Genomic DNA, 24,818 nt, shown 5'->3' on the forward strand with positions numbered 1-24,818 from the left:
CAGCTAACGAACAGATGCAGCAATCCGTCAGGCGCACACGCCGCACGTGACGACCGCGCATCAGCGCCATGGTCCCGCCCCCAACCACAACGGGCGCGGACCGCAGCCAGAGGAGCACGAACCATGACCATCGAATCCGGTCGCATCCGCATTTTCGACACCACCCTGCGCGATGGCGAACAGTCGCCCGGCGCCACCATGAACCTGCAGGAAAAGATCCGCCTGGCCCGCCAGTTGGAAACCCTGGGTGTGGACATCATGGAAGCCGGGTTCCCGGCATCCAGCCAGGGCGACTTCGAGGCCGTGCAGGCCATTGCCCGCGCCGTGAAGGGCGTGGAAGTGGCGGGCCTGTGCCGCGCCATGCCCGCCGACATCGACCGCGCATGGGACGCCGTGAAAGTGGCCGAAAATCCGCGCATCCACACCTTTCTCGCCACCTCGCCGGTGCACATGCAGTACAAGCTGCGCAAGGAACCGGACCAGGTGGTGGAAATGGCCGTGGCTGCCGTGCGCCATGCCGCCAAATACACCAGCAACGTGGAGTTTTCCGCCGAAGACGCCTCGCGCTCCAACCCCGACTTTCTGGTGCGGGTGTTCGAGGCGGTGATCAACGCCGGGGCCACCACCATCAACGTGCCGGACACCGTGGGCTACGCCCAGCCCGAGGAATTCGGGCGGCTCATCAGGTACGTCATCGAGCACACGCCGAACAGCCACAAGGCCGTGTTCAGCGTGCATTGCCACAACGACCTCGGCATGGGCGTGGCCAACACCCTTGCCGCGCTGAAGGCGGGCGCCCGGCAGGCGGAAGTGACCATCAGCGGCATTGGCGAGCGGGCGGGCAACGCATCGCTCGAGGAAATCGTCATGGCCCTGCACACCCGGCGCGACTTCTACCAGTTGGACTGCGGCGTGGCGACCGAGCAGCTGTTCCCCACCTGCCGCCTGCTGTCCATGATCATCGGCCAGCCCATTCCGCCCAACAAGGCCATTGTGGGCGCCAACGCCTTCGCGCACGAGTCGGGCATCCACCAGGACGGCATGCTCAAGAACCGCGAGACGTACGAGATCATGACGCCGGAATCCATCGGCAAGACCAAGACCGACCTGGTCATCGGCAAGCATTCGGGCCGCAACGCCGTGAAGAACAAGCTGGAAGAACTGGGCTACCGGCTGGAGGAAGACCAGCTTGCCACCGTGTTCGAGGCGGTGAAGAAGCTGGCGGACAAGAAGAAGCAGATTTATGACGAGGACATCGAGGCGCTGGTGCTTGAAGAGGTCTACCGCCTGCCCGACCAGTACCGGCTGGTGAACCTTTCCGTGCAGTGCAGCGACACCGGCATGCCGCCCACCGCCGCCGTGGTCATGGACGTCATGGGCGAGACAAAGCGCGCCGCCGGCTTCGGCGTGGGGCCGGTGGACGCCATCTTCAACGTCATCGGCGAAATAGTGGGGCGCACGCCCAGCCTTGAACGCTATTCGGTCACCGCCATCACCGGCGGCACCGACGCCCAGGGCGAAGTCACCGTGCGCCTGCGACAGAACGGCAGCAGCGCGGTCGGACGCGGGTCCGACCCCGACATCATACTGGCCAGCGCCCGCGCGTACGTGAACGCGCTGAACCGCTTGGCAAAGAAAGAAGAAGAGCAAGAGAAGGAGGGCATCTAGATGGCACACACGCTTGCGCAGAAGATCCTGCAGGCGCACACCGACGAGGCGATCACGGCCGCGGGGCAGATCGTCCGCTGTCGCGTCTCGCTGGCTCTGGCAAACGACATCACCGCTCCGCTCGCCATCAAGTCCTTCCGGGCCATGGGGGCGAAAAAGGTGTTCGATCGCGACAAGGTGGCGCTGGTCATGGACCACTTCACCCCGCAGAAAGACATCGATTCGGCGCAGCAGGTGAAGCTGACCCGCGAATTCGCCAAGGAAATGGGCGTCACCCACTACTACGAAGGCGGCGACTGCGGCGTGGAACACGCCCTGCTGCCCGAACTGGGGCTGGTCGGCCCCGGTGACGTGGTGGTGGGGGCCGACAGCCACACCTGTACTTACGGAGGGTTAGGAGCGTTTGCCACCGGCCTTGGGTCCACCGACGTGGCCGGGGCCATGGCCCTTGGCGAAACGTGGTTCAAGGTGCCGCCCACCATCCGGGCCACCTTCACCGGCACCCTGCCCAAGTGGGTGGGCGCGAAGGACCTGATCCTGCGCCTGATCGGCGAGATCGGCGTGGACGGCGCGCTGTACCGTGCGCTGGAATTCGACGGCGCGGCCATCGAGGCCCTGTCCGTTGAAGGCCGCATGACCATCGCCAACATGGCCATCGAGGCGGGCGGCAAGGTGGGCCTGTTCGCCGCCGATGCCAAGACCCTTGCCTACACCGCCGCGCGCGGCCGCAAGGACGCCCCCCTGTCCGCCGACCCCGGCGCGACCTATGAACGCGAACTGACCTTCGACGTGTCCGGCATGGACCCGGTGGTGGCCTGCCCGCACCTGCCCGAAAACGTGAAGCCCGTGGGTGAAGTACAGGGCGTGACCCTGGACCAGGTGGTCATCGGCTCGTGCACCAATGGCCGCATCAGCGACATGCGCGAGGCGGCGGAAGTGCTGAAGGGCCGCAAGGTGGCCAAGGGCGTGCGCTGCATCGTGCTGCCCGCCACCCCCGGCGTGTGGAAGGAAGCCCTGAAGGAAGGGCTGATCGAGACCTTCATGGAATCGGGATGCATCGTGGGCCCTGCCACCTGCGGGCCGTGCCTTGGCGGGCACATGGGCATTCTGGCCGACGGCGAACGCGCCATCGCCACCACCAACCGCAACTTCCGCGGGCGCATGGGCAGCCTGGAGTCCGAAGTCTATCTGGCAAGCCCGGCTGTTGCCGCCGCATCCGCCGTGGCGGGCATCATCGCCCACCCCGGCAGCCTGTAGGCCCCACAGCAGGCCAGGGCCAGTTCCACACGCCACGTATGGAGGTTTACGCATCATGAGCTACACCGGCACCGCCCACAAGGTGGGCGAGCATATCGATACCGACGCCATCATCCCCGCGCGCTTTCTGGTGACCACCGACACCAGGAAGCTGGGCGAGAACTGCATGGCAGGCCTTGAGGAAGGCTGGGTGAAACGGGTGAAGCCCGGCGACGTGATGGTGGCGGGGCGCAACTTCGGTTGCGGTTCGTCGCGCGAGCATGCGCCCATTGCCATCCTGGGCGCGGGCATGCCCGTGGTCATTGCGCACAGCTTTGCGCGCATCTTCTACCGCAACTCCTTCAACATGGGGCTGTTGCTGCTGGAAGTGGGCGACGAGGTGGACAAGATCGCCGACGGCGACACCGTGGAAGTGGATGCGGCCAAGGGGCTGATCACCAACCGCACCACCGGGGCCACCATCACCTGCCCGCCGCTGCCTGCGTCGATGCGGGAGTTGCTGGATAAGGGCGGGCTTGTCCCCTACGTCAAGGAGCGGCTGGCCTAGCCGAAAGCGTGCTTTTGCCCTCTGGCTGCGTCAGGCTCGCTCCGTACGGCGGTCACATATGACAAAAATATGCTCCCACCGTCTGGAACTCACCTTCCTTGCCAGAGAACAAAATCCCGGCTTTCGGGGACGTGCATGCGCCCAACGGGCCAGATAGCCAGAAGAATGAGCGGCGGCGGGCCGTTACACCACGCCGCCGCACCACCCATAGCGCGCATCGGTCATCGAGAAAGGATATCCAGATGGACATGAAGATCTGCCTGATGCCGGGCGACGGCATCGGCCCGGAAATCGTGGAACAGGCCGTGAAGGTACTGGACAAGGTGGCCAAGAAGTTCGGCCACACCGTCAGCTACAGCAATGCGCTCATCGGCGGCGCTGCCATCGACGCCACGGGCGGCCCCCTGCCGGACGACACCGTGGCCGCGTGCAAGGCGGCGGACGCCGTGCTGCTGGGCGCCGTGGGCGGTCCCAAGTGGGATACGCTGCCCACCGCCATCCGCCCGGAAAAGGGCCTGCTGGGCATCCGCAAGGCGCTGGGGCTGTTCGCCAACCTGCGCCCGGCCACCCTGCTGCCCGAACTGGCCGGGGCCTGCCTGCTGCGCGCCGACATCGCCGCGCAGGGCCTGGACGTGATGGTGGTGCGCGAGCTGACCGGCGGCGTCTACTTCGGCGAGCCGGTGTGCGAGGAAGAGCTGCGTGACGGCCTGCGCACCAGCTACAACACCATGATCTACAATGAAGAAGAAGTGCGCCGCATCGCCCGTGTTGCCTTCGAGGCGGCCCGCAAGCGCAACAAGAAAGTCTGCTCGGTGGACAAGGCCAACGTGCTGGCCGTGTCGCGCCTGTGGCGCGCCGTGGTCATCGAGGTGGCCAGGGAATACCCCGACGTGGAACTGACCCACATGTACGTGGACAACGCGGCCATGCAGTTGGTGCGCTGGCCCGCCCAGTTCGACGTCATCGTCACCGAGAACCTGTTCGGCGACATCCTGTCCGACGAGGCGGCGGTAATCACCGGGTCCATCGGCATGCTGCCCTCGGCCTCTCTGGGTGCGGACGGCCCCGGCATCTTCGAGCCCATCCACGGTTCCGCCCCGGACATCGCCGGGCAGAACAAGGCGAACCCCGTGGCCACCATCCTTTCCGTGGCCATGATGCTGCGCTACACCTTCGGCCTGGAGAAGGAAGCCGTGGCCATCGAGCAGGCCGTCAGCGGCGTGCTGCGCGAAGGGTACCGCACCGGCGACATCATGGAAGAAGGCAAGACGCTTGTCGGCACCGTGAGCATGGGCAATCTGGTGACCGAACGGGTGTAATGCCCGCGCGGGCATGGCCCGACATGCGGGCGTAACCCGATTCGAGAAAAAGAATGGCGCGTTGCCGTTGCAGAGGTTGCAACGGCAACGCGTTTGTTTTTTTGGGGGGGAGGAAGGCAGGGAGAGGGGAAAAAGAAGTGTCGGGCCTTGTTGACTACGGCTTCTGCGAAGGCAGTCCCCAACAAGGCGCGCCGCCTTTCCGCCTGTCAACAGAACTCCCGCTACCCCTCAAGCCCCATACCTTTCTCCATCACCCTGCCGGACAGTGTCGTCTCGTACCCGCCCATGGCCTCGACCCGCTTCAGGAACCGCTCGTCCCGCAGCAGGGCCAGCATGCCCTGCACCCGTGCGTCGTCCATGTGCACGGCAGGAATCACGATGTCGTAGCGTTCGCGCGCCAGCGGCACGAAGTCCAACCCCAGCGCCCGCGCCGCGGCGTGGATGCCCAGGCCGCAGTCCGCCGCGCCGGTCAGCACGTTCACGGCCACGGCCATGTGGGTGAATTCTTCCTTGTCGTACCCCTGCACCAGAGAAGGCGCTATGCCCGCCTGCCCCAGGTGCCAGTCGAGCAGGATGCGCGTGCCCGCGCCGCGCTGGCGGTTGATGAACCGCACGTCGGAGCGCGCAAGGTCCTCCACCCTCCGGATATTCTTCGGGTTGCCCGCCGCCACGATAAGCCCCTGATGCCGGATGGCCAGGTTCACCACCCGCACGTCCATGTCCGGCAGGTACTTGTCCAGAAAGGGAAAATTGAAGTCGCCCGTTTCCGGGTCGAACAGGTGCGCCCCGGCAAAGTGGCACGAGCCGCCGCGTAGCGCGGTGATGCCGCCCATGCTGCCCACATGGGTTGAGATGAGCCGGAAGGGCCGCTCGCCGCCCATCAGTTCGTCGGCCAGCACGTCCAGCGTGTTGTCGTGGCTGCCCACGCAGACCAGAATGGAATCCAGCACCGCCTCGGGTACGGTCAGCCGGGCGCGCAGCACTTCGTGCTCGGTGGCGCCCTCGGACAGGGCGGGCACGCGGGCCACGGCCTGCGCCCGCGACAGCGTGGTGATGTTGCCCGCGCCGCGCCCCAGCGGGGTGCCCACCAGCCGGTTGCCCACGCGGCCCACGGCCAGCCGCACGAATTCCTCCACCCCCAGCTTGGACGGCACCTTGCGCGTCAGGTGCACATCGGCGGCGGGCCTGTCAGCGGGCACGGTGCGGCCCATCCACGCCACCAGCGGGGCCACAAGTTCGTCAAAGCAGACCACCGCGCTGACGGGGTAGCCGGGCGCACCCACCACCAGCCGCCCCCGGCATTCGCCCAGCAGCGAAGGCTTGCCGGGCATGGCCTGAATGCCGTGCACCAGCACCCGGCCTTCCGCCGCGATGATCTGGCGGGTGAAGTCCTTGCTGCCCGCCGACGACCCCGCACACAGCACGGTGACGTGCATGCCGTCGTCCAGACTGCGGGCAAGGGCGGCGCGCAGGGTGTCCGGGTTGTCCGGCACCGGGGGAATGCGTTCCACGATGCAGCCCATGTCGCGGGCCATGGCCGCCAGCACCTGCGAATTGGATTCCACCACCTGCCCCGCGCCCGGTTCCGGCCTGGTGGTGAAGTCCAGCACCTCGTCGCCGGTGGGGATGATGCGCATGCGCACCCGCTCCCACACCTGCACGTCCCAGATGCCGCCGGACAGCAGCGCGCCCACGTCGCAGGCGGCCAGTCGGTGGTTGCGCGGGAACAGCAGTTCCGTTGCCACGATGTCCTCGCCAATGCGCCGCACGTGCTGCCACGGAAAGGCCGGGGCCTCTATCTCCACCGTATCCGCATCCACCTGGGCCACATGCTCGATCATCACCACGGCGTCACACCCTTCAGGCATGGGGTGACCGGTGTTGACCGGGTGATAGCTATCGCCCCGGCGCAGGGCCACGGGATGGCCTTCGCGCGCGGCAAAGGTGTCCGCCGCGCGCACGGCAATGCCGTCCATGGCCGCGCTGTGCATGGTGGGCGAGGAGTAGCGCGCGTACACCGCCTCGGACAGCACCCGCCCGGCGGCCTCGTGCGAGCCCACGGTTTCTGCGCGGACCAGCGTGGTGCGGTCCAGCGCCGCGCGGGCACGGGCCACGGCTTCCGCGATGGGCAAAGTTTCAAGGTAGATGTTGCGGGTGGCGACGGTGGCGAAGGTATCGGGATGGGACATGGCGTGCCTCTTGGTGCTGACGGTATGCGCGCGATGCGGTGAGGTGCGGTGTGGTGACGGCTGGTTACGACCGGTTACGGTCGGTTACGTTTCCATATCCTGCCGGTGACGACGGTACAACCCACGGAATTGATCATACGAGATGCCCAACAGCTCGGCAGCCACCCTACGGTTGTGCCGGGCGCGGTCCAGGGCGGCGCGCAGGGCGGCAAGTTCCAGCTGACGGACGGCCTCCGGCAGGGGGACGCCGGGCAGGGGCCGGGCGATGAGGGGCGAAGTGTTGAGGAGTGCCGCGCCGGGGAGTGACGAGGAGGACGCATCGGATGGGGCAGCATCGGGCGGTACGGTGCCGGGACCGCGCCGTGGCCCGGCACCGTCCGCCATGGCCCCCGTGGAGGATGGGGGCTGCGTGGCCGGGGCGGGGCGGGGGACTGCCGGTCCCTGCCGCCACGGCCGCGCGAAAGGATCAAGGTCGAAATGTTCGATGCGCGGTGCGCGGCCCGCCGGTCTCGCACCGTCTCGCCGCGCGTCGTCCAACCGCATGTCGTCCAACCGCATGTCGTCCAACCGCATGTCGCCGGGCCGCATGTCGCCGGGCCGCATGTCGCCGGGCCCCATGTCGCCGGGCCCCATGTCGCCGGGCCCCATGCCGCCATCATCCAGCCGGGCCACGGCCCGCTCCACCGCGTTGCGCAGTTCGCGCACGTTGCCCGGCCAGGGGTGGGCCAGCAGTTGGGCCATGGCGGCGGGGGCCAGGGCGGGCGTGTAGGGCAGGTCCAGTTCCGCCGCCATGCTGGCCGCGAAATGGCGGGCCAGCAGGATCACGTCGTCGCCCCGCTCGCGCAGGGGGGGCACGGCCAGCACCTCGAAGCTCAGGCGGTCCAGCAGGTCGGCGCGAAAAGTTCCCTGCGCCACCATGGCGGGCAGGTCGGCGTTGGTGGCGGCCACCACGCGCACGTCCACCCGCACGGGCTGGGTGCCGCCCACCCGTTCCAGCATGCCGTATTCCACCACCCGCAGCAGCTTGTCCTGCACCCCGGCGGGAATGTTGCCCACCTCGTCCAGAAACAGCGTGCCGCCGTCTGCCCTTTCAAAACGCCCGGCCCGGCGCGCCCCGGCCCCGGTAAAGGCCCCGGTCTCGTGCCCGAACAGTTCTGCCTCGGCCAAGGTGGGGGCCAGCGCCGCGCAGTCCAGCACCACCAGCGGCCCCTGCCAGCGCGGAGAAAGGTAGTGCAGCCGCGCGGCGGCAAGCTCCTTGCCGGTGCCCCGCTCACCCACCAGCAGCACGGGCCTGTCCACGCGCGCCACGCGAGAAAGCGCCTCCTGAAAGGCGAGAAACGCGTCCGACTGACCGATGGCCTCGGCCAGTGCAGGCGACGCGACATCGCGAGTGCGATCGTGCATGGTTGATTCAACCATATTTTGGTGATTTTCACCAGAGATTGGTATAAATCAATTTTGCAGGCGATGAGCATCGCCCGGCATGTTGAGGTCATTCCCAGTGATTGCTCATGGTTGCCTCCTGCGAGCCGACTGGCACGGTTGCTGCTTTCCCGCTGGCACGAATGCACAACGCACCGCAGGAGGCGATCATGGGTATCTTTTCTCGATTCAAGGACATCGTCAGTTCCAACATCAGCGCCATGCTGGACAAGGCCGAAGACCCGGAAAAGCTGGTCCGGCTGATGATCCGCGAAATGGAGGAAACGCTGGTGGAACTGAAGGCCGGGTGTGCCTCCAGCATGGCAGAGGCGCGCCGGGTGCGCCGCGAACTGGACGGCGTGCTGGATCAGGTGGACCGCTGGGACCGCCGGGCCGAACTGGCCGTGACCTCCGGGCGCGAGGACCTTGCGCGCGAGGCGCTGCTGGAACGCCGACGCGAGAACGAACGCGCCGACGCGCTGCGCCGCGAACTGGACGAGATCGACGCGCTGGTGGCCCGCACCCAGGGCGACATGGACGTGCTGGACGAAAAGCTGGCCGCCGCGCGCGACAAGCAGCGCATGCTGGTGCAGCGCCACGTGCACGCCCGGGTGCGCCGTCAGGCCCGCGAGGACGTGCGCCGCGCCGCCTCGCTGGAAGTGATGCACCGGTTCGAGGAACTGGAGCGCCGCGTGGAGCACATGGAGGCTGAAGCCGACGCCGTGCGCGTGCCGTCAGATGCCCGCAACGGGCTGGACGCCGCCTTCGCGGATATGGAAACGCGCGATGAACTGGAGCGCGAACTGGCCGCCCTGCGTGCCCGCGTGGGTGAGCGTGCGACCGGTTCCGCCAAGGGCGACGTCACCCCGCGCCCCGATGAAGTTTCCGGCGCAGCGGAGTAGCCGCCTTGCGCCCGCCGGTTGCAGAAGCTAGGTTGGAGGTTGCAGAGGCCGGGCTGGCGGTCGCAGAAGCTAGTCTGGCGATCGCAGAGGCCAGGCTGGGTGCCCGCGCGGCATCGCCCTGGCGGGTACGGGGCGTGCGCCGTCCCGCAGAGGACCGCGCTGCCCGCACCACCTGCGCCGCACGTGTTGACGTCCGCGATTCCATCCGGGCTTGCCACCCCGCTGCCCGCGCCATGGGCCACGCCCCGGCGCACGGCGGCACGACAGTTCGAGGCCACGCATGCATGAGCCATACATGTTCGAGGAAATGTTCGCCGTCATGGCGCAGTTGGGACCGGTCATGATGTTCTGGTTCATGGTATTGCCCGCGTTGGTGGCCGTGCTGCTGCTGGCCATCCTGTACCGCCTGCTGCGCACCCGCGAGGGGGCCACCCCGGCGCACGACGACGAGGCCCGGATGATCCAGGAGATGTACCGGGCCATGGGCCGCATGGAGGAACGGGTGGAGGCGCTGGAAACGCTGCTGCTCGATCCGGACGGCACGGCGGGACGGGCCCGGCATGACGCCGGACGCGATGCCCCCCGCGGGCAGGGGAGGGAATGACCATGGACGGCCACAACGACAGATTCGGCAAGCGCCCCGGCTGGGGCCGGGGCGGGCGGCATTGCCCCAACGGGGCGGGCTGCGAGGGCGCGTATCGGTCAGACAAGCATGCGTCAGGCTCGCATCAGGAAGACGCCTGGGATGGATTGCACGGCGGGCGGGATGCCTGGCATGACCGTGGCCCCCGCACCCTGTACCGCGCCCGCGACGGCAAGTTGATGGGGGTGTGCAAAGGGCTTGCGCAACATTTCGGAATGTCGGTATTCATGGTGCGCGCGCTGTTCGTGGCTGCGGCCCTGTTCACCGGGTTCTGGCCCGTGGTGGGGCTGTACGTGCTGGCCGGGCTGGTGATGAAGCCGCGCCCGGTGCTGCAACCGGCGGACGCGGGCGAGCGTGACTTCTACGGCAGCTACGTGTCTTCGCGCGGCGAGGCCCTGCGCAGGCTGAAGGAAAAGTTCGACCGACTGGAAGGCCGCATCCGCCGCATGGAGGATGTGGTCACGAGAAGAGATTTCGACTGGGACCGCAGGTTCGGCGCACAGCGATAGCGCCGGGGCGCGGTGGGCGCTGGCGCGAAAAAGGCGGAGACGCGGGAAGCGTGCCGCACTGGACGGCGCACAGGCCGGGCGGTTCCGGACAGCATAGTCCTTAGGGATGGAGAGGCGTCTCCGGACGGGGGCGAGGGCGAAAGTTCTCGTCCCCGTCGTCGTTGGAAAAGGGTGTTCACTACAACGGCATGGACGACACCACCGACCCTGCCTGCATACGTGCGGCGGGCCTAATTGCCGGACGCCAGCCCGTCCCCGTGCTCAAGGACCATGCCCAATACTCCAACATGGAACGGATGTGTTCCCGCCTTGTAAACACAAGAAAACCGGTCCGTGAGCAGCGCTATACGAAACAGCGAAGGGCTTACCCACAGGATCAATTGCAGAATCCTCATGTGCTGGTCTGGCAAATCCCTGAAATACCAAATCGGCTCATGATGAAATATCCTGTTCCTGAGCATTCGCGCCTTGTTCAAGGCCTCGCTTAAAAACTCGCGGGTGCGGCACCCTTTTTCCACACAGCGAAAAGCATCCTTCATCAGCACGGGCACGAGACTCGGAGCGTATTTCTTGTGCAGCAACGCCGTCCAGAAGCCAAATTCAAGTTCGGCAATAATTTTCCCCGCCCCATACCCTACCGGAAGGCCTATCTTGCGCCGCGCCTTGTCTACCTGCTCCACTTGAAACGCATGTAAAAGCTCGGGGGTGTCAAACCAGAACTCCGTGCCATATTTAACCGTCAGCGCCTCATGCATCGCGTTGCGTAGCGCCACTTCAAGATGCTGAAGGGGTGCGTAAAACGATGCGCTCAATTCGGTATTCCAAAGATACCTGAGCACTGCGTCAACATCCGTATCCCCAGGATATCGTCGATATGCCCGCAACCGTTCTTCGGAAAGCACGCCCTCAATGAATAGTGGAAATACCCCTTGCAAAGACATGCCCCCGTGGTTAAATTTACTGCGCAACGCTTGGGAGCAACCCCTCTTGGCCCTGTGCCGATGATGTCCCCAAGCTCTTGAAAACAAACCCCGCTTCGGCGGGGTTTTTCCGTTTACTTCCGGCGCTGCAACAGGTTGCCCGCCACGATAAGCACCAACCCCGCCAGCGTGGTGGGCAGTATCCGCTCGCCCAGCAGCAGCGCAATGAACACCAGCGACAGAAACGGCGAAAAGAAGATCAGGTTGCCGATGCGCGCCGCAGACGCCGTCAGCCGCATGGCCTTCAGCCAGAACACGAAGGCAATGCCCATCTCGAACGCCCCCACGTACGCGGCAGCGGCAAGCCCCGGCAGCAGTTCCGCCTGCAGCGGCAGCGTGGAGAAAATGCACGTGGCCGCCAGCACCAGCGGCAACCCCGCCGCAAAGTTGCAGAACAGCCCCAGCACCGGCTCCAGCGGGCTGCGCGCATTGCCAATCCAGTACAGCGCCCAGATCACCGTGCTCACCAGCGCCAGCGCCACCCCGGTCACGTTGCCCCCGGCCAGCGCGGTCACGTCGCCGCGCGTGGCGATGACCACCACCCCGGCATAGCTCACGGCCACGGCCAGCAACTCGCGCCGGGTCACCCGGTGCCCCAGCAGCGGTACGGAAAGCAGCGTCAGGGTAATGGCCCAGGTATAATTCACCGGCTGGGCCACCTGCGCGGGCAGCAATGCATACGCCTTGAACAGCACGATGTAGTAGGCGAAGGGGTTCAGCACCCCCAGCAGCGCGGCGCGCAGCACTTCACGCCGGGGCGTGGCCGCCAGTTCGCGGACCAGCCCGCGCGCACCATGACGGACCAGCAGGATGGCCGTCAGCACCAGCAGCGAAACCGACGTGGACACCAGCAGCAGCTGCAACGGATCCAGTTGACGCAGGGCCAGCTTGAAGGCCGTGGCCACCGTGGACCAGATGGCCACCGTGGCAATGCCGTACAGATAGGCCTTGCGCTGGTCGGGGCTCTGCCCGCCAGTGCCAGACGAAACAGGCGGCACAGTCGCGGAGCCAGCCGACGAGCCACTCGAACCCGTCGTGCCGCCAGACGAACTGCCGTGGATAGTGGTCATGTGCATCTCCTGCCGCGAGTACTAGCATCGCCGGACAGACAATGCCAATGGTGGCGCTACCCTGCACCCGATGCCGGACCGAATGCAATGGACAGCGCCTTTGCGCAATCCGGATTCCTGCTGTATGCTTGGTGGCACTACGCATCGCCAGAACCGGAGACCGTCATGCCCATCTACCATACCCCGGCCGCACCGCACACGGACACTCAGACCGCAGCAACAGTACGGCCGGCGCCATGCCCCTCGCTCGTTCGCCAGCCGCGCTCAACGGTCGCTCTCCTGCCGCTGCTGCGCGCCCTGCTGCTGGCCGCCCTGCTGGCGCTGTTGCCCGCCTGCGCCGCGCCCACCCTGGCGGAGCCGGTTCCTGCCAGTACCCCCTTTCCGGATATCCCCCTGGAAAACGCCGCCCTGCCCGCCCAACTGACCGCGCTGGGCCTTTCCGGCGAGGGACCGTGGAAGCTCTCGGACATCCACCCGGCCTCGGGAAGTACGGCGCCGCTGGTGCTCATCGAAATCTTCAGCATGTACTGCCCGCACTGCCAGCGCGAGACGCCGCACATGAACCGCCTTGCCGAACTGCTGGCCGCATCGCCCCTGAAGAATCGCATCACGATCATCGGCGTGGGCGCGGGCAACACCCCCATGGAAGTGGACCTGTTCCGCGAACGCTACGGCGTGACCATCCCCCTGTTCGCCGACCCGGACCTGATCGTGCATGAACAGGTAGGCGAACCCGGCACGCCGCATTTCTTTCTGGTTTCGCTGAAAAACCGCGCGGCCCCTGCCACGTTGTTCTCGCGCACGGGCCGCATGGCCTCGCCGCAGGCCTTTCTGGACGAACTTTCCGCCATCGCCCGGCGCAACGACTGATTCCGGCGGGCAGGCGTCCCCCTTGCCACCACCCCGCGAAAGGTAACCGCCATGCTGCACAAGACCGGATATTCCGCGCCCAGGCGGCCCATCCACACCGGGCTGCCCCGCCCGTGCCCCGCCTGTGTCCACCGTCTGCCTGCCCGCGTGCTGGCTGCGGTCGCCCTGGTCCTGGTCCTGCTGGGGGGCTTGTCCGCCGCCACGCCAGCGCGGGCCGTGGGACTGCAGGACCTGATCTACCCCGAGGCACCCCGCAAGCCGGTGGACAGCGTGCTGAAGGTGGCCGTGGGCGACCCCGCGCCCGACTTCGCCCTGCCCGCCCTGCCCGGCCCGTACACACCGGCCAGCGGCCCCGACACCGGCACAATCCGGCTGTCCGACTTCCGGGGCAAGCGTGCCGTGGTGCTCTCGTTCGTGCCTGCCGCGTTCACCCCGGTCTGTTCCGGGCAATGGCCGGGCTACAACATCGCCCGCGAGGAATTCGAACGACGCGGCGCGGTACTGCTGGGCATCACCACCGACAACCTGCCCTCGCTGTACGCCTGGACCCGGGAAATGGGCGAACGCATGCCCGGCAATGGCAACGCCGGGGGACACGATGCTGGCGGTGACGGCGCGGGCCAGTCCTCTGCGCCCCCCCGCGCTACCGGCAACACCGCTGGCAGTCCGGCCAGTGGCGTATGGTTTCCGGTGCTGTCCGACTTCTGGCCGCACGGCGCGGTTGCCGCATCCTACGGCCTGCTGCGCAGCGACGGCACGACGGAGCGTGCCCTTGTCATCATCGACAGGCAGGGCATCATCCGGCACATTCACGTATCCGACGTGAACAAGCGCCCCCCTCTGGACATCATCCTGCGGGCGCTGGACGCACTGCCCGCGCCCTAGCCTGCCCCGGCATCACCAACGCCACTCCCAGGAGCACCAATGCCCCGCTATACCGGCTTCAACCATCTGGCCATGGTCACCGGCGACATGGAGTCCACCGTACGCTTCTGGCGCGACCTGCTGGGCATGCGCATCGTGGCCGGACTGGGCCACCCCGGCTACCGCCAGTACTTCTTCGAGGTGTCGCCCGTGGACATGATCGCCTTCTTCGAATGGGACGGCGTGACCCCGGTGGAGGAAAAGGACCACGGCTCGCCCGTGCGCGGGGCCGTGGTGTTCGATCACATTTCCGTGGGCGTGGCGGCTGACGAGGATCTGTGGGAGCTCAAGGACAAGCTGGAGGCCGCCGGGTTCTGGTGTTCGGAACTGGTGGACCATGGTTTCATCCATTCACTGTACAGCTTCGACCCCAACGGGCTGGCCATCGAGTTTTCCGCGCCGGTGCCCGGCGTGGATGTGCGGGCGGCCCCGCGCATGACCGATACCCAGCCCGTGCCCGCCGCACAGGAGGGGCCGGACCCCATGCCCGGACAGTGGCCCGCAGTCACCACACCCACGCCGCTGGCCGACCGCCGGGTATACCCCGGAGAGGGTGACGACTTCCTGCGGACCAAGCGCAACGCCTGGAATACCCTGAAACGCGACCCGGCATGACGCCCGGCCGGGGCGCGCGACCATTCTCCGGCATGGCCTCGCGTATCCCCAACCTTCTCCTCGCGCGATTACCGCATGCGCGCACTCCATATCCCGCGAGTGCCAAAACCCATTCGCCGCTCCCTGGCCGCCTCCGGGAGCGGCGTTGCGTTTTCATCAACTGCCACGAAGCACCCTGTGTATTACGTTGCATGCAAAAAAATAATGGTATTGCGTATCGCATGGTGATAATGCAGTGCGCGTGCGCGTTGCTAAGCTTTGCGGCGCATGATGTTTACCGGAAAAACGGTGGGTCATGCAGCAGGCGAAACCGCTTCCCGCATGCGGAGTGCGATGGTGTCGGCCAGCGGGGCCCCATCGATGACGTTGCACATCCGCCACCGCAAAGGAGAACCAAAATGGAAGAATATCTCAAGCAGGCCCTCGACATCGTGAAGGCACAGGCCGGCGTCCGCACCATGACCGAGGAAGAGATCAGCTCCATGGTGCAGAAGATCGCGCTGGCCGTTCGCCAGATCAGCGAAGGCGTTACCGCCGAGGAACAGGCCGCACCTGAAGCGCCGCTGCCCGACGCCGCGAAGGCGTTGAAGGAAAAGTCCATCACCTGTCTGGAATGTGGCAAAACCTTCAAGATTCTGACCCGCAAGCACCTGGCCTCTCACGACCTCACGCCCGACAGCTACCGGGACAAGTACGGCTACCGCAAGGACATGCCCCTGGTCTGCAAGTCGCTGCAGCGCGAGCGCCGCAAGAAGATGAAGGACATGAAGCTGTGGGAGAAGCGCCGCAAGCAGGCGTAGCGACCGGCGGACAAGCCGCCTCGCCCCCCCTTCCTCGCCCCCCTTGACCCTGTTCAGTACCCTTCATGCCTCGCATGACGGATCCCGGACGCCCCGGCGGCACCTGCCGCCGGGGCGTCGCCATTGGCATGTCCGTCATGACCATCGCGCTGGGCGTGACTGGCGTGTCTGACCTAACTGGCGCGCCTGGCGTGACGATCACGCCGGACGGACGCACACCCCTGCATCACCCCTGCCCCCGCGGAGATGCGCCGCACCGCGCTGCCTGGCAGGAGCGGCGCCGCAGCGAAAGCGCCGCCCCTGCCCATGCCAGTGGACACCCGGACACCGCACGGATAGGGTGCGCCCACCGATCATTTCTCCGGCGATGTCCGGAGCATTGACCGGCATTTTCTGAGGCAACGCTTACGGATATAGCCCTTGCAGCCCGAATGGCAGCCGCCCCCCGGCATCCCGGCGCGGCGCGCGCCCCGCACCCCTTTGCGCCAACAACCGCCATGCCCGCACCACGCACCGCCCCCGTTTCATCCGCCACGCTGGCGCTCCTGCTGGCCATGCTGCTGTGGAGCAGTTCGTTCATCGCCATGAAGGTGGCGCTGGAAGGATTCGACCCCATGGTGGTGGTATTCGGCCGCATGGGCATTTCGTCGGCGGTATTCCTGGCCCTGTGGCGCAACTTTCGCCACGTGCGCTACCGCAAGGGCGACTGGAAGCGCCTGGGCGCCATGGCCCTGTGCGAGCCGTGCCTGTACTTCGTGTTCGAGGCCTACGCCCTGCGTCACACATCGGCCTCGCAGGCGGGCATGATCGTTTCCGTGATGCCGCTGTGCGTGGCCGTGGCCGCATGGATCGTGCTGGGCGAGCGACTGGCCCGCCGGGTGTGGTTCGGCTTCGTGCTGGCCATAGTCGGGGTGGTCTGGCTGAGCCTTGGCGGGTCCAGTTCCGACAACGCGCCCAATCCGCTGCTGGGCAACCTGCTGGAAATGTGCGCCATGGTCAGCGCCACCGGCTATGTCATCAACGCCAAGAAGCTGTCCGCCACGTATCCGCCGCTGTTCATCACCGCCGTGCAGTCGCTGGCGGGCAGCGCGTTCTTTCTGCCGCTGCTGTTTTTGCCCACCACGCACCTGCCCGAGGCCTTTCCGCCGCTGCCCACGCTGTCCGTGGTCTATCTGGGCACGTGCATCTCGCTGGGCGCCTACGGACTGTACAACTTCGGCGTCAGCCGCCTGCCCGCCGGGCAGGCATCGGCGTTCATCAACCTGATTCCGGTGATCACCCTGCTCATGGGCCGGGCGCTGCTGGGCGACCAGTTGACGCCGCAGCAGTACGCGGCATCCGCCCTGGTGCTGGTGGGCGTGCTGCTCTCGCAGGGCCGGGCCGCCACAGAGCCCGAAAGGGCCGCGCCGGACGACACCGCGCCGCAGTCGGGCGGGGAAAAATAGCACACAGCCGGAGCCCCGACGCCCTTGACGCAAAAAGCCGCCCCCCAATCCGGGAGGCGGCTTTTTGCATGCCTGCATTTTCTGGCGGTTACGACCGCTTCAGCTCCAACGCCTTCTGGATCATGGAATCCGCCGTCATGATCGACTTGGAATTGGTCTGGAAGCCGCGCTGGTAGATGATCATGTTCACGAACTCCCGCTCCATGGACACGTTGGACTGTTCCAGGCTCTTGGCGGCCACGGTGCCGTAGTTCTCGGTGTCGGGCAGGCCCTCTTCCGCCGCGCCGGACTCCTTCGTGGCAGAGAAGTGGTTCATGCCTTCGCGGCGCAGGCCGTCCTCGCTGGTAAAGCGGTACAGGGTGATACGGTACAGGTCGTCGGTCTGGCCGTTGCTGTACCGCCCCGTGACGATCCCCTCGGAGTTGATGTCGATGCCCGCAAGGAATCCCTCTGCGTAGCCGTCCTGCTTCGCGCGCAGTTCCGACGAACTGCCCCCGTAGGCTGTGGTGCTGACCGCCGCCAGGGTGGCCCCCGCCATGCCCATCAGGCTGGTGGCATTGGAACCCACCGCCGCCGGGCTGCCCGCCCCCGCCGTCCAGGTTCCTGTGGACGAGGACAGGCCAAGGTCCAGCCCCACCACCTGCGCTCCACCGCCGTTCGCGAAGGTGGCGGTGAATTGCGGCAATCCGTCCGCGCCGAACGAGGCCGGGGCCCAGTTGCTGAGGTTGGTGGCGTCGGTGCTTGTCGGCGTGTAGGCCGACATGTTCACCAATTGCCCGGACGAGTTGAAGGTAAGCGTGCCGGACATCAACAGCCCCGCGGCCGATGTCCCGGCCATGCCCGAACCGTCGTGCGCCGGGTCCATGCCCACCACGAACTCGAAATACTTGTTGCCGCCGCTCTGCCCGGCGCCGTCGAAATAGATGGTCACGTCGTGGGCGTTACCCGTGGCGTCGTAAACCTTGATGGACTGCTTGTACGTGTAGGACGAATCGCCCAGCGGGCTGTCCGCCGTGCCGTTCCACCTGGACAACAGCGAAAAGTACGGGTTGGCCGCGTCGGACGATCTGTCGCCCGAGCCCAGATTGTTCAGCGCCGTGATGGACGTGGTGGCCTTGGGGGGCATGACGTTGCGCCCGTTGTCGCCCGGCGGCAGGCTGATGGGACCGGTGGCGCCCTCCACTCCGTCGGTGATGGCCTTTCCGTTCAGCACGAAACCGTTGGGGTCCACCAGGTTTCCGTCCTTGTCGAACCGGAAGTTGCCCGCGCGGGTGTAATGCGTCTTGCCGTCCAGCGTAACCTGAAAGAACCCCTTGCCGTTGATGGACAGGTCGGTGATATCGGTGCCCGATTCGTACGATCCCTGCCCGTACAAGGTCCGGATGTCCGTCAGGCGCGTGCCCAGACCCACCTGGCTGATGGAGGTGGATGCCGAGTTGCCCGTGCCCGCGTACTGGCTCATGAGATCCTCGAACAGCGCCTGCTGTTGCTTGAACCCCACGGTGTTCACGTTGGCCAGGTTGTTGCTGACCGCCTGCATGCCCTGCGCCAGGGTTTTCATGCCGGTGGCGCCGGAATAGAGGGCGCGTAACATGCGTGTCTCCTCGGGCGCGAAGTGCCCCGGCCCGTGACGCGCTTCCCCTGCCTTCCCGGTGGAAGGCGGGCACGCGGAACCGGGGAAGATTCTTCCCTGAGAGTTCGCAAAGCACGAGCCGTGCCAGTGTTGGGCAATATTTCGCAACGCTTTGGAATGTAAAGACAGGCAACCTTGGCAAAGGGCGCAAAGCGGCAGGAACTGCCCGCAAGGGCTCCACCGTTTTTTCTACCGTGCAGTCCGGACACCCGCCGCAACGGCAGCGGGGTCATGCCTCCATGACCCCGCCCGAAAAGCACACCCTGCATCGGACTGCCTCTGGCTGCGTCCGACCGGAGCGGCTCGCCGCTATTGTTTCGGAGCCCCGGCGGCCTCCATGTCCATCATCTTCTTGCCATCCATCATCATGGTATGGCCTTCCATCATCATCTTCTTGCCCTGCATCATCTTGTCATGTCCTTCCATCATCTTCTTCCTGCCGGGGGTCATGGGGGCGTTCTTGTCCATCATCCCCTTGCCCTGCTGCATCATCATCTCACCTTTGGACATGTCCTTCATATGCATCATGGTGTCGGCACCATCCATCATCATTTTCGGTCCCTCGCCAGCAGGCTTGGCGTCGTGGGCGCCATGGTCGGCCTCGGCGGGCGCCGCCGCTGCCGCGTAACCAACAGACGGCAGGGCCAGAGCTAACGTGATCATTGCCGCAAACACCATCTTTTTGAATACGTTGCACATAGCAATGCCTCCTTGCAGTGTTTCAAAGCCGTCGGCACGCACATGCGTGACACTGTGCTTACATGCTACACCGCAAGCATGAACGTGCATAGCGCAACCCGCAAATAATCAACGCGCCGCACGGGCATTACCCGCGCGGCGCGCATACCGAAAATCGAACCGGAATCCGGGTCACGCCACAGCGGTGCGGCCCTTCCACGAGATCACGGTGTTGATGAGCAACTGGGCGATGGTCATGGGCCCCACGCCGCCGGGCACCGGGGTCATGGCTGCGGCGATGCAGCTGATGTCGTCGTACTTGCAGTCGCCCACCAGCCCTTCATCGGTGCGGTGAATGCCCACGTCCACCACCACCGCGCCGGGCTTGACCATCTCCGAGGTGACCAGGCAGGGCCGCCCGGCCGCCACGAACAGGAAGTCCGCCTGACGGCATTCCTCGGCCAGGTTCGGCGTGCCGGAATGACACACCGTCACCGTGGCGTTGGCGTACTTGCCGGGCGCGCCCAGCATCAGCGCCAGCGGCTTGCCCACGATGTTGCTGCGCCCCACCACCACGGCCTTCTTGCCCGAGGGCGAAAGGTCATAGCGCTCCAGCAGGGTCATCACCCCCGCCGGAGTGCACGGACGAAAGCCCGGCAGCCCCAGCGCCAGACGCCCCATGTTCTCGGGGTGAAAGCCGTCCACGTCCTTTTTCGGGCTGATGCGCTCCAGGCAGCGCTGGCTGTTCAGCCCCCTGGGCAGCGGCAGTTGCAGCAGGATGCCGTCGATGTCCGGACGCCCGTTCAGTTCGTCGATGAGCACTTCCAGCGTTTCCTGCGTGGTGTCCGCAGGCAGGCGAAACGCCTCGGACCGGATGCCCGCCTCTTCGCAGCCGCGCTCCTTGTTGCGCACGTACACCTGAGAAGCTGGGTCCTCGCCCACCAGGATCACCGCCAGCCCCGGCGCGCGGCCCGCAGCCGCAAGCCCCGCCGCCACTTCTTCCTTCAGTTCCGCGCGAATGGCCGCAGCCGTCGCCTTGCCGTCGAGCAGCAACATGTCTCCAACCTCCCGAAATCCGGCGCGCGTGCGCGCCGCCTGTCTGATTCCGCTGCCCGGCACGTCTCGCGTTCCGGTCGCATCCGCCATGTGTCGCTGCCTGCTTCCTCATGAGAGAACAGGCGGCCTTTGAAATATCGGGGCGCTGCCCCGTGCCCCGCCGGGGGAGCATGCTCCCCCGGACCCCCTGCTTGGGGCGGGTTCAAACCGAAATTTTCTGCCGGACTGCGTGCAACGCTCTTCCGCGCTTGCACCACCCGAAAGCAAAAGGGAGGGAGCCACGCAGGCCCCCTCCCCAAAAACACGCCACAGTGCGCTACTCCTCGCCTTCTTCCTCGAAGCCGAAGTGCGAGCTCATCATGGGCCCGAAGTAGATGCCCGTATCGTCCAGGTCTTCCTCGATGCGCAGCAGCTGGTTGTACTTGGCCAGGCGGTCGCTGCGGCACAGGGAACCGGTCTTGATCTGCCCGGCGTTCAGGCCCACGGCCAGATCCGAGATGAAGTGGTCTTCGGTCTCGCCCGAACGGTGCGAGATCACCGTGGTGTACGCGGCCTGCTTGGCCATCTCGATGGTGTCCAGTGTCTCGGTCAGCGTACCGATCTGGTTCAGCTTGATGAGGATGGAGTTGGCCACGCCCTCGTCGATGCCCTCGGCAAGGATGTCCGGGTTGGTCACGAAGATGTCGTCACCCACCAGCTGAATGGTGTCGCCCAGCTTGTAGGTCAGCTCGCGCCAGCCGTCCCAGTCGGCCTCGGCCAAGCCGTCCTCGATGGAGATCAGCGGATAGCGGGTGGTGAACTCGCCCAGCCACTCCACCATTTCTGAATTGGACAGCTTCTTGTTTTCGCCCGCCAGCACGTACTTGCCGTCCTTGTGGAACTCGGAGGCGGCGGCGTCGATGGCCAGCGCGATTTCCGCGCCGGGAATGTAGCCCGCTTCCTCGATGGCCTTCATGATGTAGCGGAAGGCTTCATCGTGGTCCTTCAGGTTGGGGGCAAAGCCGCCCTCGTCACCCACGCTGGTCACGTGGCCGTCGGCGGCCAGCAGCGCCTTCAGGGTGTGGAAGGTCTCGGCGCCCATGCGCAGCGCGTCGCGGAAGGTGGCCGCGCCGATGGGCATGATCATGAATTCCTGGATATCCAGATTGTTGGGCGCATGGGCGCCGCCGTTGATGATGTTCATCAGCGGCACGGGCAGCACCTTGGCGTTCACGCCGCCCAGGTACTGGTACAGCGGCAGGCCCAGAAAGCTGGAGGCGGCGCGCGCGGTGGCCAGGGACACGCCCAGCATGGCGTTGGCGCCCAGACGCGACTTGTTGTCGGTGCCGTCGAGATCCAGCAGGGTGTTGTCCACCTGCACCTGACGCAGGGAATCCAGCCCCACGATGGCTTCGGCGATTTCACCCATCACGTTGTCCACGGCCTTTTCCACGCCCTTGCCCTTGTAGCGGCCCTTGTCGCCGTCGCGCATTTCCAGCGCTTCGCGGGTGCCGGTGGAGGCGCCGGAAGGCACGGCGGCGCGGCCGGTGTGGCCCGATTCCAGGGAGACTTCCACCTCGACGGTGGGGTTCCCGCGGGAGTCAAGGATTTCCCTCGCCCAGACGGATACGATGGTGCTCATCTGCATCTCCTTGGTCCTTTTATGTTCGTCGGGTTTCTGTCGGAATGTCGATGCCAGACGCGGAGCGTCGGAATGTATGGTCGGACGCGAAGCGTCAGAACATGTGATCAGACGCGGAGCGTCGGAACGTAAATCAGACGCGAAGCGTCAATCTACCTGACGCCAGCGTCGAAATATCTGCAACTACGAGCCTGTCCCATGGGGCCAGCCTCCTATCGGGCGTCACGCTCCAGATACAACAACCGCAGGCCCTCCAGCAGAAGGTCGGGCCTGACGTGGTCGAAACAGCGGCTCACCCGCGCGATGTCCCGGGCGAATCCGCCCGTGGCCACCACCTCGATGGGGCCGGGCAGCACGCCGCCAAGGCGGGCCAGCACCCCTTCGGTCATGGCGGCAAAGCCGAAAATGAAGCCGTGGTTCAGGCTGGTGGTGGTGGACCGGCCAATGACCGGCGAATCCTCTTCCACTTCCAGGCTGATGCGCGGCAGCTTGGCCGTGCGCGACGACAACGCCCCGGCGGACGACAGCACGCCGGGACAAATCAAACCACCAAGATACGCACCGCCTTCCACGCAGTCAAACGTCGTAGCGGTGCCGAAATCCACGGACACCAGCGACCGGGGGCCGGGGTACAGCCGCCGGGCGGCATAGGCCGCCACCAGCCTGTCGGCGCCCACTTCGGCGGGCCGCTCGTAGCGGTTCTCCAGCGGGATGGGGATGTCGCCGGGCGCGAACAGCAGCTTGCGGTACAGATAGCGTTCGCAGGCGCGGCGGATCAGCGGATTGACGCCGGGCACCACCGAACTGGCCACGCAGGCCTCCACGTCCGCCGGGCCCAACCCCGCATGGCGCAGCACCTCCAGCAGGCGCAGGCCTATGGAGTCTGCCGTCTGGCCGGGGTCGGTGGGCAGCACGTACGAGGTCAGCACGGCGGTTTCCACCGCGATGCCGATCTTGACGTTGGTGTTGCCGATGTCGAACAGCAGAAAATGCTGGGTCATGCCGCTTCCGGTATGTCCTGTATGTATGGATGGGGCCGCTGCCGTCCCGTGCGCGATGCGCCTTTGCGCAAGTGTAGCCTGTTCGGACGGAAACGCAACCGTGGCGCGCCGCTTCGCCTACCTCAAAGCGGCCCGCTTCGCAACGGTTTGCGACAAACCGGGGCGTGCCGCGCCGTGACGGAAAATTTCGTGGCCGCGCCTGCCATCCGCCCCCGCAATAACCAACACCACCCCGAAGCCCCAAGCCCCCCCCCGACACCAAGCCATCCCCGACACCGGGCCTCTCCGGCACCGGATCGGACAACGCGGGCACGGTCTGCGGGACACGCGCCTCTTTGCACGTCCCTTGCAACACCATCCCGGCATACGGAAAAAACTTCCAGGAGGCCGCCATGACCACGGGCATCACCACCATTTCGCAGGATACCTTCTCGCGCATCGACACGCTGCTGGCGCAGGCCCGCGAAACGACCGAAGCCAAGCGTTCCTCGCTCGACGCCACCGGTTCCCAGCCCACCCAGGCTGGCCAGACAAGGCTGGCATCCAACGCCGACGTGCCCACCGCAGAGGCAGACCAGGCCTACAGCGCGGTCATGGACATGCTGGCCGCCCCCTCCGGCGACGCACACCGTTCGCTGGACCCGGAACGGGTGGCCCGCCTGCTGGACCTGTAGGCACCCCGCCCCGTCCGCCTGCGGGCAGTCCGCCACGGTCCGCACCATCCACGGGATGTGGCCGCTGCCGCCCCCCCCTGCGGGCACAGGCGTGCGGCCACGGCATTTCTTCCCCGCGCCGCAACGGCACGACGCCCTCATGCATGCGAACGTTGCGCGTGCATGAGGGCGTCGTGCCTGCCGGATTTCCGTCACACATCCACTGCCAGCCACTGCCAATCCGGCGCGCCCGGATTCAGACAACGCCGGGGGAGCCGGGCAGTGCCGGTCGCTGCCGGGGCATCACGCCGGATCGGGCTCACCCTTGCTGCGGGCCAGGGCCGTATCGTGCACCCGAGTGGCCTGCGCCTTGTCCGGGTCCACCTCCATGGCCTTGCGCAAATGGCGCAGGGCGCGCTTGGGTTCGCCCGCCTCCAGCATGGCCCGGCCCATGAGCAGGAACAGCCGGTGCTCGTTGCGGTAGAACCCCGTGGCCTCGGTGAAGGCCTCGTCCGCCTCGGCCACCTTCTTGTGTTCCAGCAGCCGCCTGCCGTGCAGCAGCAGCTTGTCCAACTGCTGCTTGCGGGCAATGGCCTGCTCGTAGGTTTCCTGCTCCTGCTCGTCACGCATGGACCGCAGAATGCGCGCCAACATGACCAGCAACTGCTTCTCGGCCCCTTTCTCGAAGGCCAGCCCGCGCGGCGAAATGGCCGTGGCCCGCGCCTTCACGTCCTCGTCACGCGAGAGCATCTGCACCATCTCGCGCAGCGCGCCGTGCAGTTCGGCCAGGTCGCGCCCGACGATGCCGCCGTCCACGATGGGCTGCACCCCGGCGGCGGTGGCCGCCAGGGCACGGGGCACGTCGTGCCTGTGAAAATATGCCTTGGCTCGCGCCAGGTATCCGCGCGCCTGGCGCGCATCGCCTTTGGGTGACACCGGGTTGCCTCCGCTACGCTGGACGCCGTGCGCCCCGCCCGTTGTGCTCGACGCTTCGACCATGCTATACTATGGAGCAA

At 66.3% G+C, this 24,818-nt stretch carries 23 protein-coding genes; 13 read left to right on the plus strand and 10 right to left on the minus strand.

What is annotated here, in order from left to right; genetic code table 11:
• Positions 1-123: 123 nt before the first annotated feature.
• From DESTE_RS09400 to leuB, 4 genes are all read left to right on the plus strand, one after another.
• Positions 124-1,668, plus strand: coding sequence for a 2-isopropylmalate synthase (locus tag DESTE_RS09400; protein WP_035067158.1), 1,545 nt, complete (start codon positions 124-126; stop codon positions 1,666-1,668).
• A complete protein-coding gene (gene leuC / locus DESTE_RS09405; protein ID WP_035067161.1) occupies positions 1,669-2,925 on the plus strand; it encodes a 3-isopropylmalate dehydratase large subunit in 1,257 nt (418 codons plus the stop codon).
• A 55-nt stretch (positions 2,926-2,980) separates the two neighbouring features.
• On the plus strand, positions 2,981-3,472 hold the full coding sequence (locus DESTE_RS09410; protein WP_035067164.1) for a 3-isopropylmalate dehydratase small subunit: 492 nt from the start codon (positions 2,981-2,983) through the stop codon (positions 3,470-3,472).
• Between the two features lie 242 nt (positions 3,473-3,714).
• A complete protein-coding gene (leuB, locus tag DESTE_RS09415) occupies positions 3,715-4,791 on the plus strand; it encodes a 3-isopropylmalate dehydrogenase (protein ID WP_035067167.1) in 1,077 nt (358 codons plus the stop codon).
• Between the two features lie 221 nt (positions 4,792-5,012).
• Here the strand turns inward: leuB and DESTE_RS09420 are convergent, their stop codons facing one another.
• Both DESTE_RS09420 and DESTE_RS09425 read right to left on the minus strand, forming a co-directional pair.
• A complete protein-coding gene (locus DESTE_RS09420) occupies positions 5,013-6,980 on the minus strand; it encodes a molybdopterin biosynthesis protein (protein ID WP_051384405.1) in 1,968 nt (655 codons plus the stop codon).
• An 84-nt stretch (positions 6,981-7,064) separates the two neighbouring features.
• The gene (locus tag DESTE_RS09425) at positions 7,065-8,384 is read right to left on the minus strand and encodes a sigma 54-interacting transcriptional regulator (RefSeq protein WP_035067170.1); all 1,320 of its coding nucleotides are present in this window, start codon (positions 8,382-8,384) and stop codon (positions 7,065-7,067) included.
• Positions 8,385-8,572: 188 nt separating this feature from the next.
• On the opposite strand from DESTE_RS09425, the gene pspA reads away from it, so the two are divergent.
• The 3 genes from pspA (at position 8,573) to pspC (ending at position 10,456) form a co-directional block, all read left to right on the plus strand.
• Entirely contained in the window at positions 8,573-9,304 is a 732-nt protein-coding gene (pspA, locus tag DESTE_RS09430) for a phage shock protein PspA (RefSeq protein ID WP_035067173.1), read from the plus strand.
• A gap of 280 nt (positions 9,305-9,584) precedes the next feature.
• Positions 9,585-9,908, plus strand: coding sequence for an envelope stress response membrane protein PspB (pspB, locus tag DESTE_RS09435; RefSeq protein ID WP_035067175.1), 324 nt, complete (start codon positions 9,585-9,587; stop codon positions 9,906-9,908).
• Positions 9,905-10,456 carry an envelope stress response membrane protein PspC gene (gene pspC / locus DESTE_RS18400; RefSeq protein ID WP_342665703.1) on the plus strand — a complete coding sequence of 184 codons (552 nt, stop codon included), beginning with the start codon at positions 9,905-9,907 and terminating at the stop codon, positions 10,454-10,456. Before pspB ends, pspC begins: the two co-directional genes overlap by 4 nt.
• Before the next feature lie 230 nt (positions 10,457-10,686).
• On the opposite strand, the gene DESTE_RS09445 is transcribed toward pspC, so the two are convergent.
• Entirely contained in the window at positions 10,687-11,268 is a 582-nt protein-coding gene (locus tag DESTE_RS09445; protein ID WP_156925312.1) for a hypothetical protein, read from the minus strand.
• Positions 11,269-11,510: 242 nt separating this feature from the next.
• Entirely contained in the window at positions 11,511-12,506 is a 996-nt protein-coding gene (locus tag DESTE_RS09450; RefSeq protein ID WP_245590791.1) for a DMT family transporter, read from the minus strand.
• Positions 12,507-12,671: 165 nt separating this feature from the next.
• On the opposite strand from DESTE_RS09450, the gene DESTE_RS09455 reads away from it, so the two are divergent.
• The 5 genes from DESTE_RS09455 (at position 12,672) to DESTE_RS09475 (ending at position 17,160) form a co-directional block, all read left to right on the plus strand.
• Positions 12,672-13,376, plus strand: a complete 705-nt coding sequence (locus tag DESTE_RS09455; protein ID WP_245590792.1) for a peroxiredoxin family protein — start codon at positions 12,672-12,674, stop codon at positions 13,374-13,376.
• A gap of 51 nt (positions 13,377-13,427) precedes the next feature.
• On the plus strand, positions 13,428-14,261 hold the full coding sequence (locus DESTE_RS09460; protein ID WP_084559420.1) for a redoxin domain-containing protein: 834 nt from the start codon (positions 13,428-13,430) through the stop codon (positions 14,259-14,261).
• Between the two features lie 39 nt (positions 14,262-14,300).
• Entirely contained in the window at positions 14,301-14,915 is a 615-nt protein-coding gene (locus DESTE_RS09465) for a VOC family protein (protein ID WP_035067179.1), read from the plus strand.
• Between the two features lie 398 nt (positions 14,916-15,313).
• On the plus strand, positions 15,314-15,715 hold the full coding sequence (locus DESTE_RS09470) for a Ros/MucR family transcriptional regulator (protein WP_035067182.1): 402 nt from the start codon (positions 15,314-15,316) through the stop codon (positions 15,713-15,715).
• Positions 15,716-16,212: 497 nt separating this feature from the next.
• Positions 16,213-17,160 (plus strand): DMT family transporter, encoded by a 948-nt coding sequence (locus DESTE_RS09475; RefSeq protein WP_035070085.1) that lies wholly within the window; start codon positions 16,213-16,215, stop codon positions 17,158-17,160.
• An 88-nt stretch (positions 17,161-17,248) separates the two neighbouring features.
• On the opposite strand, the gene DESTE_RS09480 is transcribed toward DESTE_RS09475, so the two are convergent.
• The 5 genes from DESTE_RS09480 to DESTE_RS09500 form a co-directional block, all read right to left on the minus strand.
• Positions 17,249-18,754: a flagellar hook protein FlgE gene (locus tag DESTE_RS09480; protein WP_035067186.1), complete on the minus strand. Its 1,506-nt coding sequence runs from the start codon at positions 18,752-18,754 to the stop codon at positions 17,249-17,251.
• Between the two features lie 348 nt (positions 18,755-19,102).
• Positions 19,103-19,534, minus strand: coding sequence for a hypothetical protein (locus tag DESTE_RS09485; RefSeq protein ID WP_245590793.1), 432 nt, complete (start codon positions 19,532-19,534; stop codon positions 19,103-19,105).
• 129 nt (positions 19,535-19,663) lie between these two features.
• Positions 19,664-20,527 (minus strand): bifunctional methylenetetrahydrofolate dehydrogenase/methenyltetrahydrofolate cyclohydrolase FolD, encoded by an 864-nt coding sequence (folD, locus tag DESTE_RS09490; RefSeq protein ID WP_035067192.1) that lies wholly within the window; start codon positions 20,525-20,527, stop codon positions 19,664-19,666.
• Positions 20,528-20,843: 316 nt separating this feature from the next.
• A complete protein-coding gene (eno, locus tag DESTE_RS09495) occupies positions 20,844-22,148 on the minus strand; it encodes a phosphopyruvate hydratase (protein ID WP_035067195.1) in 1,305 nt (434 codons plus the stop codon).
• A gap of 212 nt (positions 22,149-22,360) precedes the next feature.
• A complete protein-coding gene (locus DESTE_RS09500) occupies positions 22,361-23,149 on the minus strand; it encodes a type III pantothenate kinase (protein WP_035067198.1) in 789 nt (262 codons plus the stop codon).
• A 392-nt stretch (positions 23,150-23,541) separates the two neighbouring features.
• Between DESTE_RS09500 and DESTE_RS09505 the strand changes: the two genes are divergently transcribed.
• Positions 23,542-23,823, plus strand: a complete 282-nt coding sequence (locus DESTE_RS09505; protein ID WP_035067201.1) for a hypothetical protein — start codon at positions 23,542-23,544, stop codon at positions 23,821-23,823.
• 282 nt (positions 23,824-24,105) lie between these two features.
• Here DESTE_RS09505 and DESTE_RS09510 read toward each other — a convergent pair whose 3' ends face one another.
• Positions 24,106-24,738, minus strand: a complete 633-nt coding sequence (locus tag DESTE_RS09510; RefSeq protein ID WP_035067203.1) for a tetratricopeptide repeat protein — start codon at positions 24,736-24,738, stop codon at positions 24,106-24,108.
• Between the last annotated feature and the right edge of the window lie 80 nt (positions 24,739-24,818).

It is taken from the genome of Nitratidesulfovibrio termitidis HI1 (genome assembly GCF_000504305.1).
Classification (GTDB): Bacteria; Desulfobacterota; Desulfovibrionia; order Desulfovibrionales; family Desulfovibrionaceae; genus Cupidesulfovibrio; species Cupidesulfovibrio termitidis.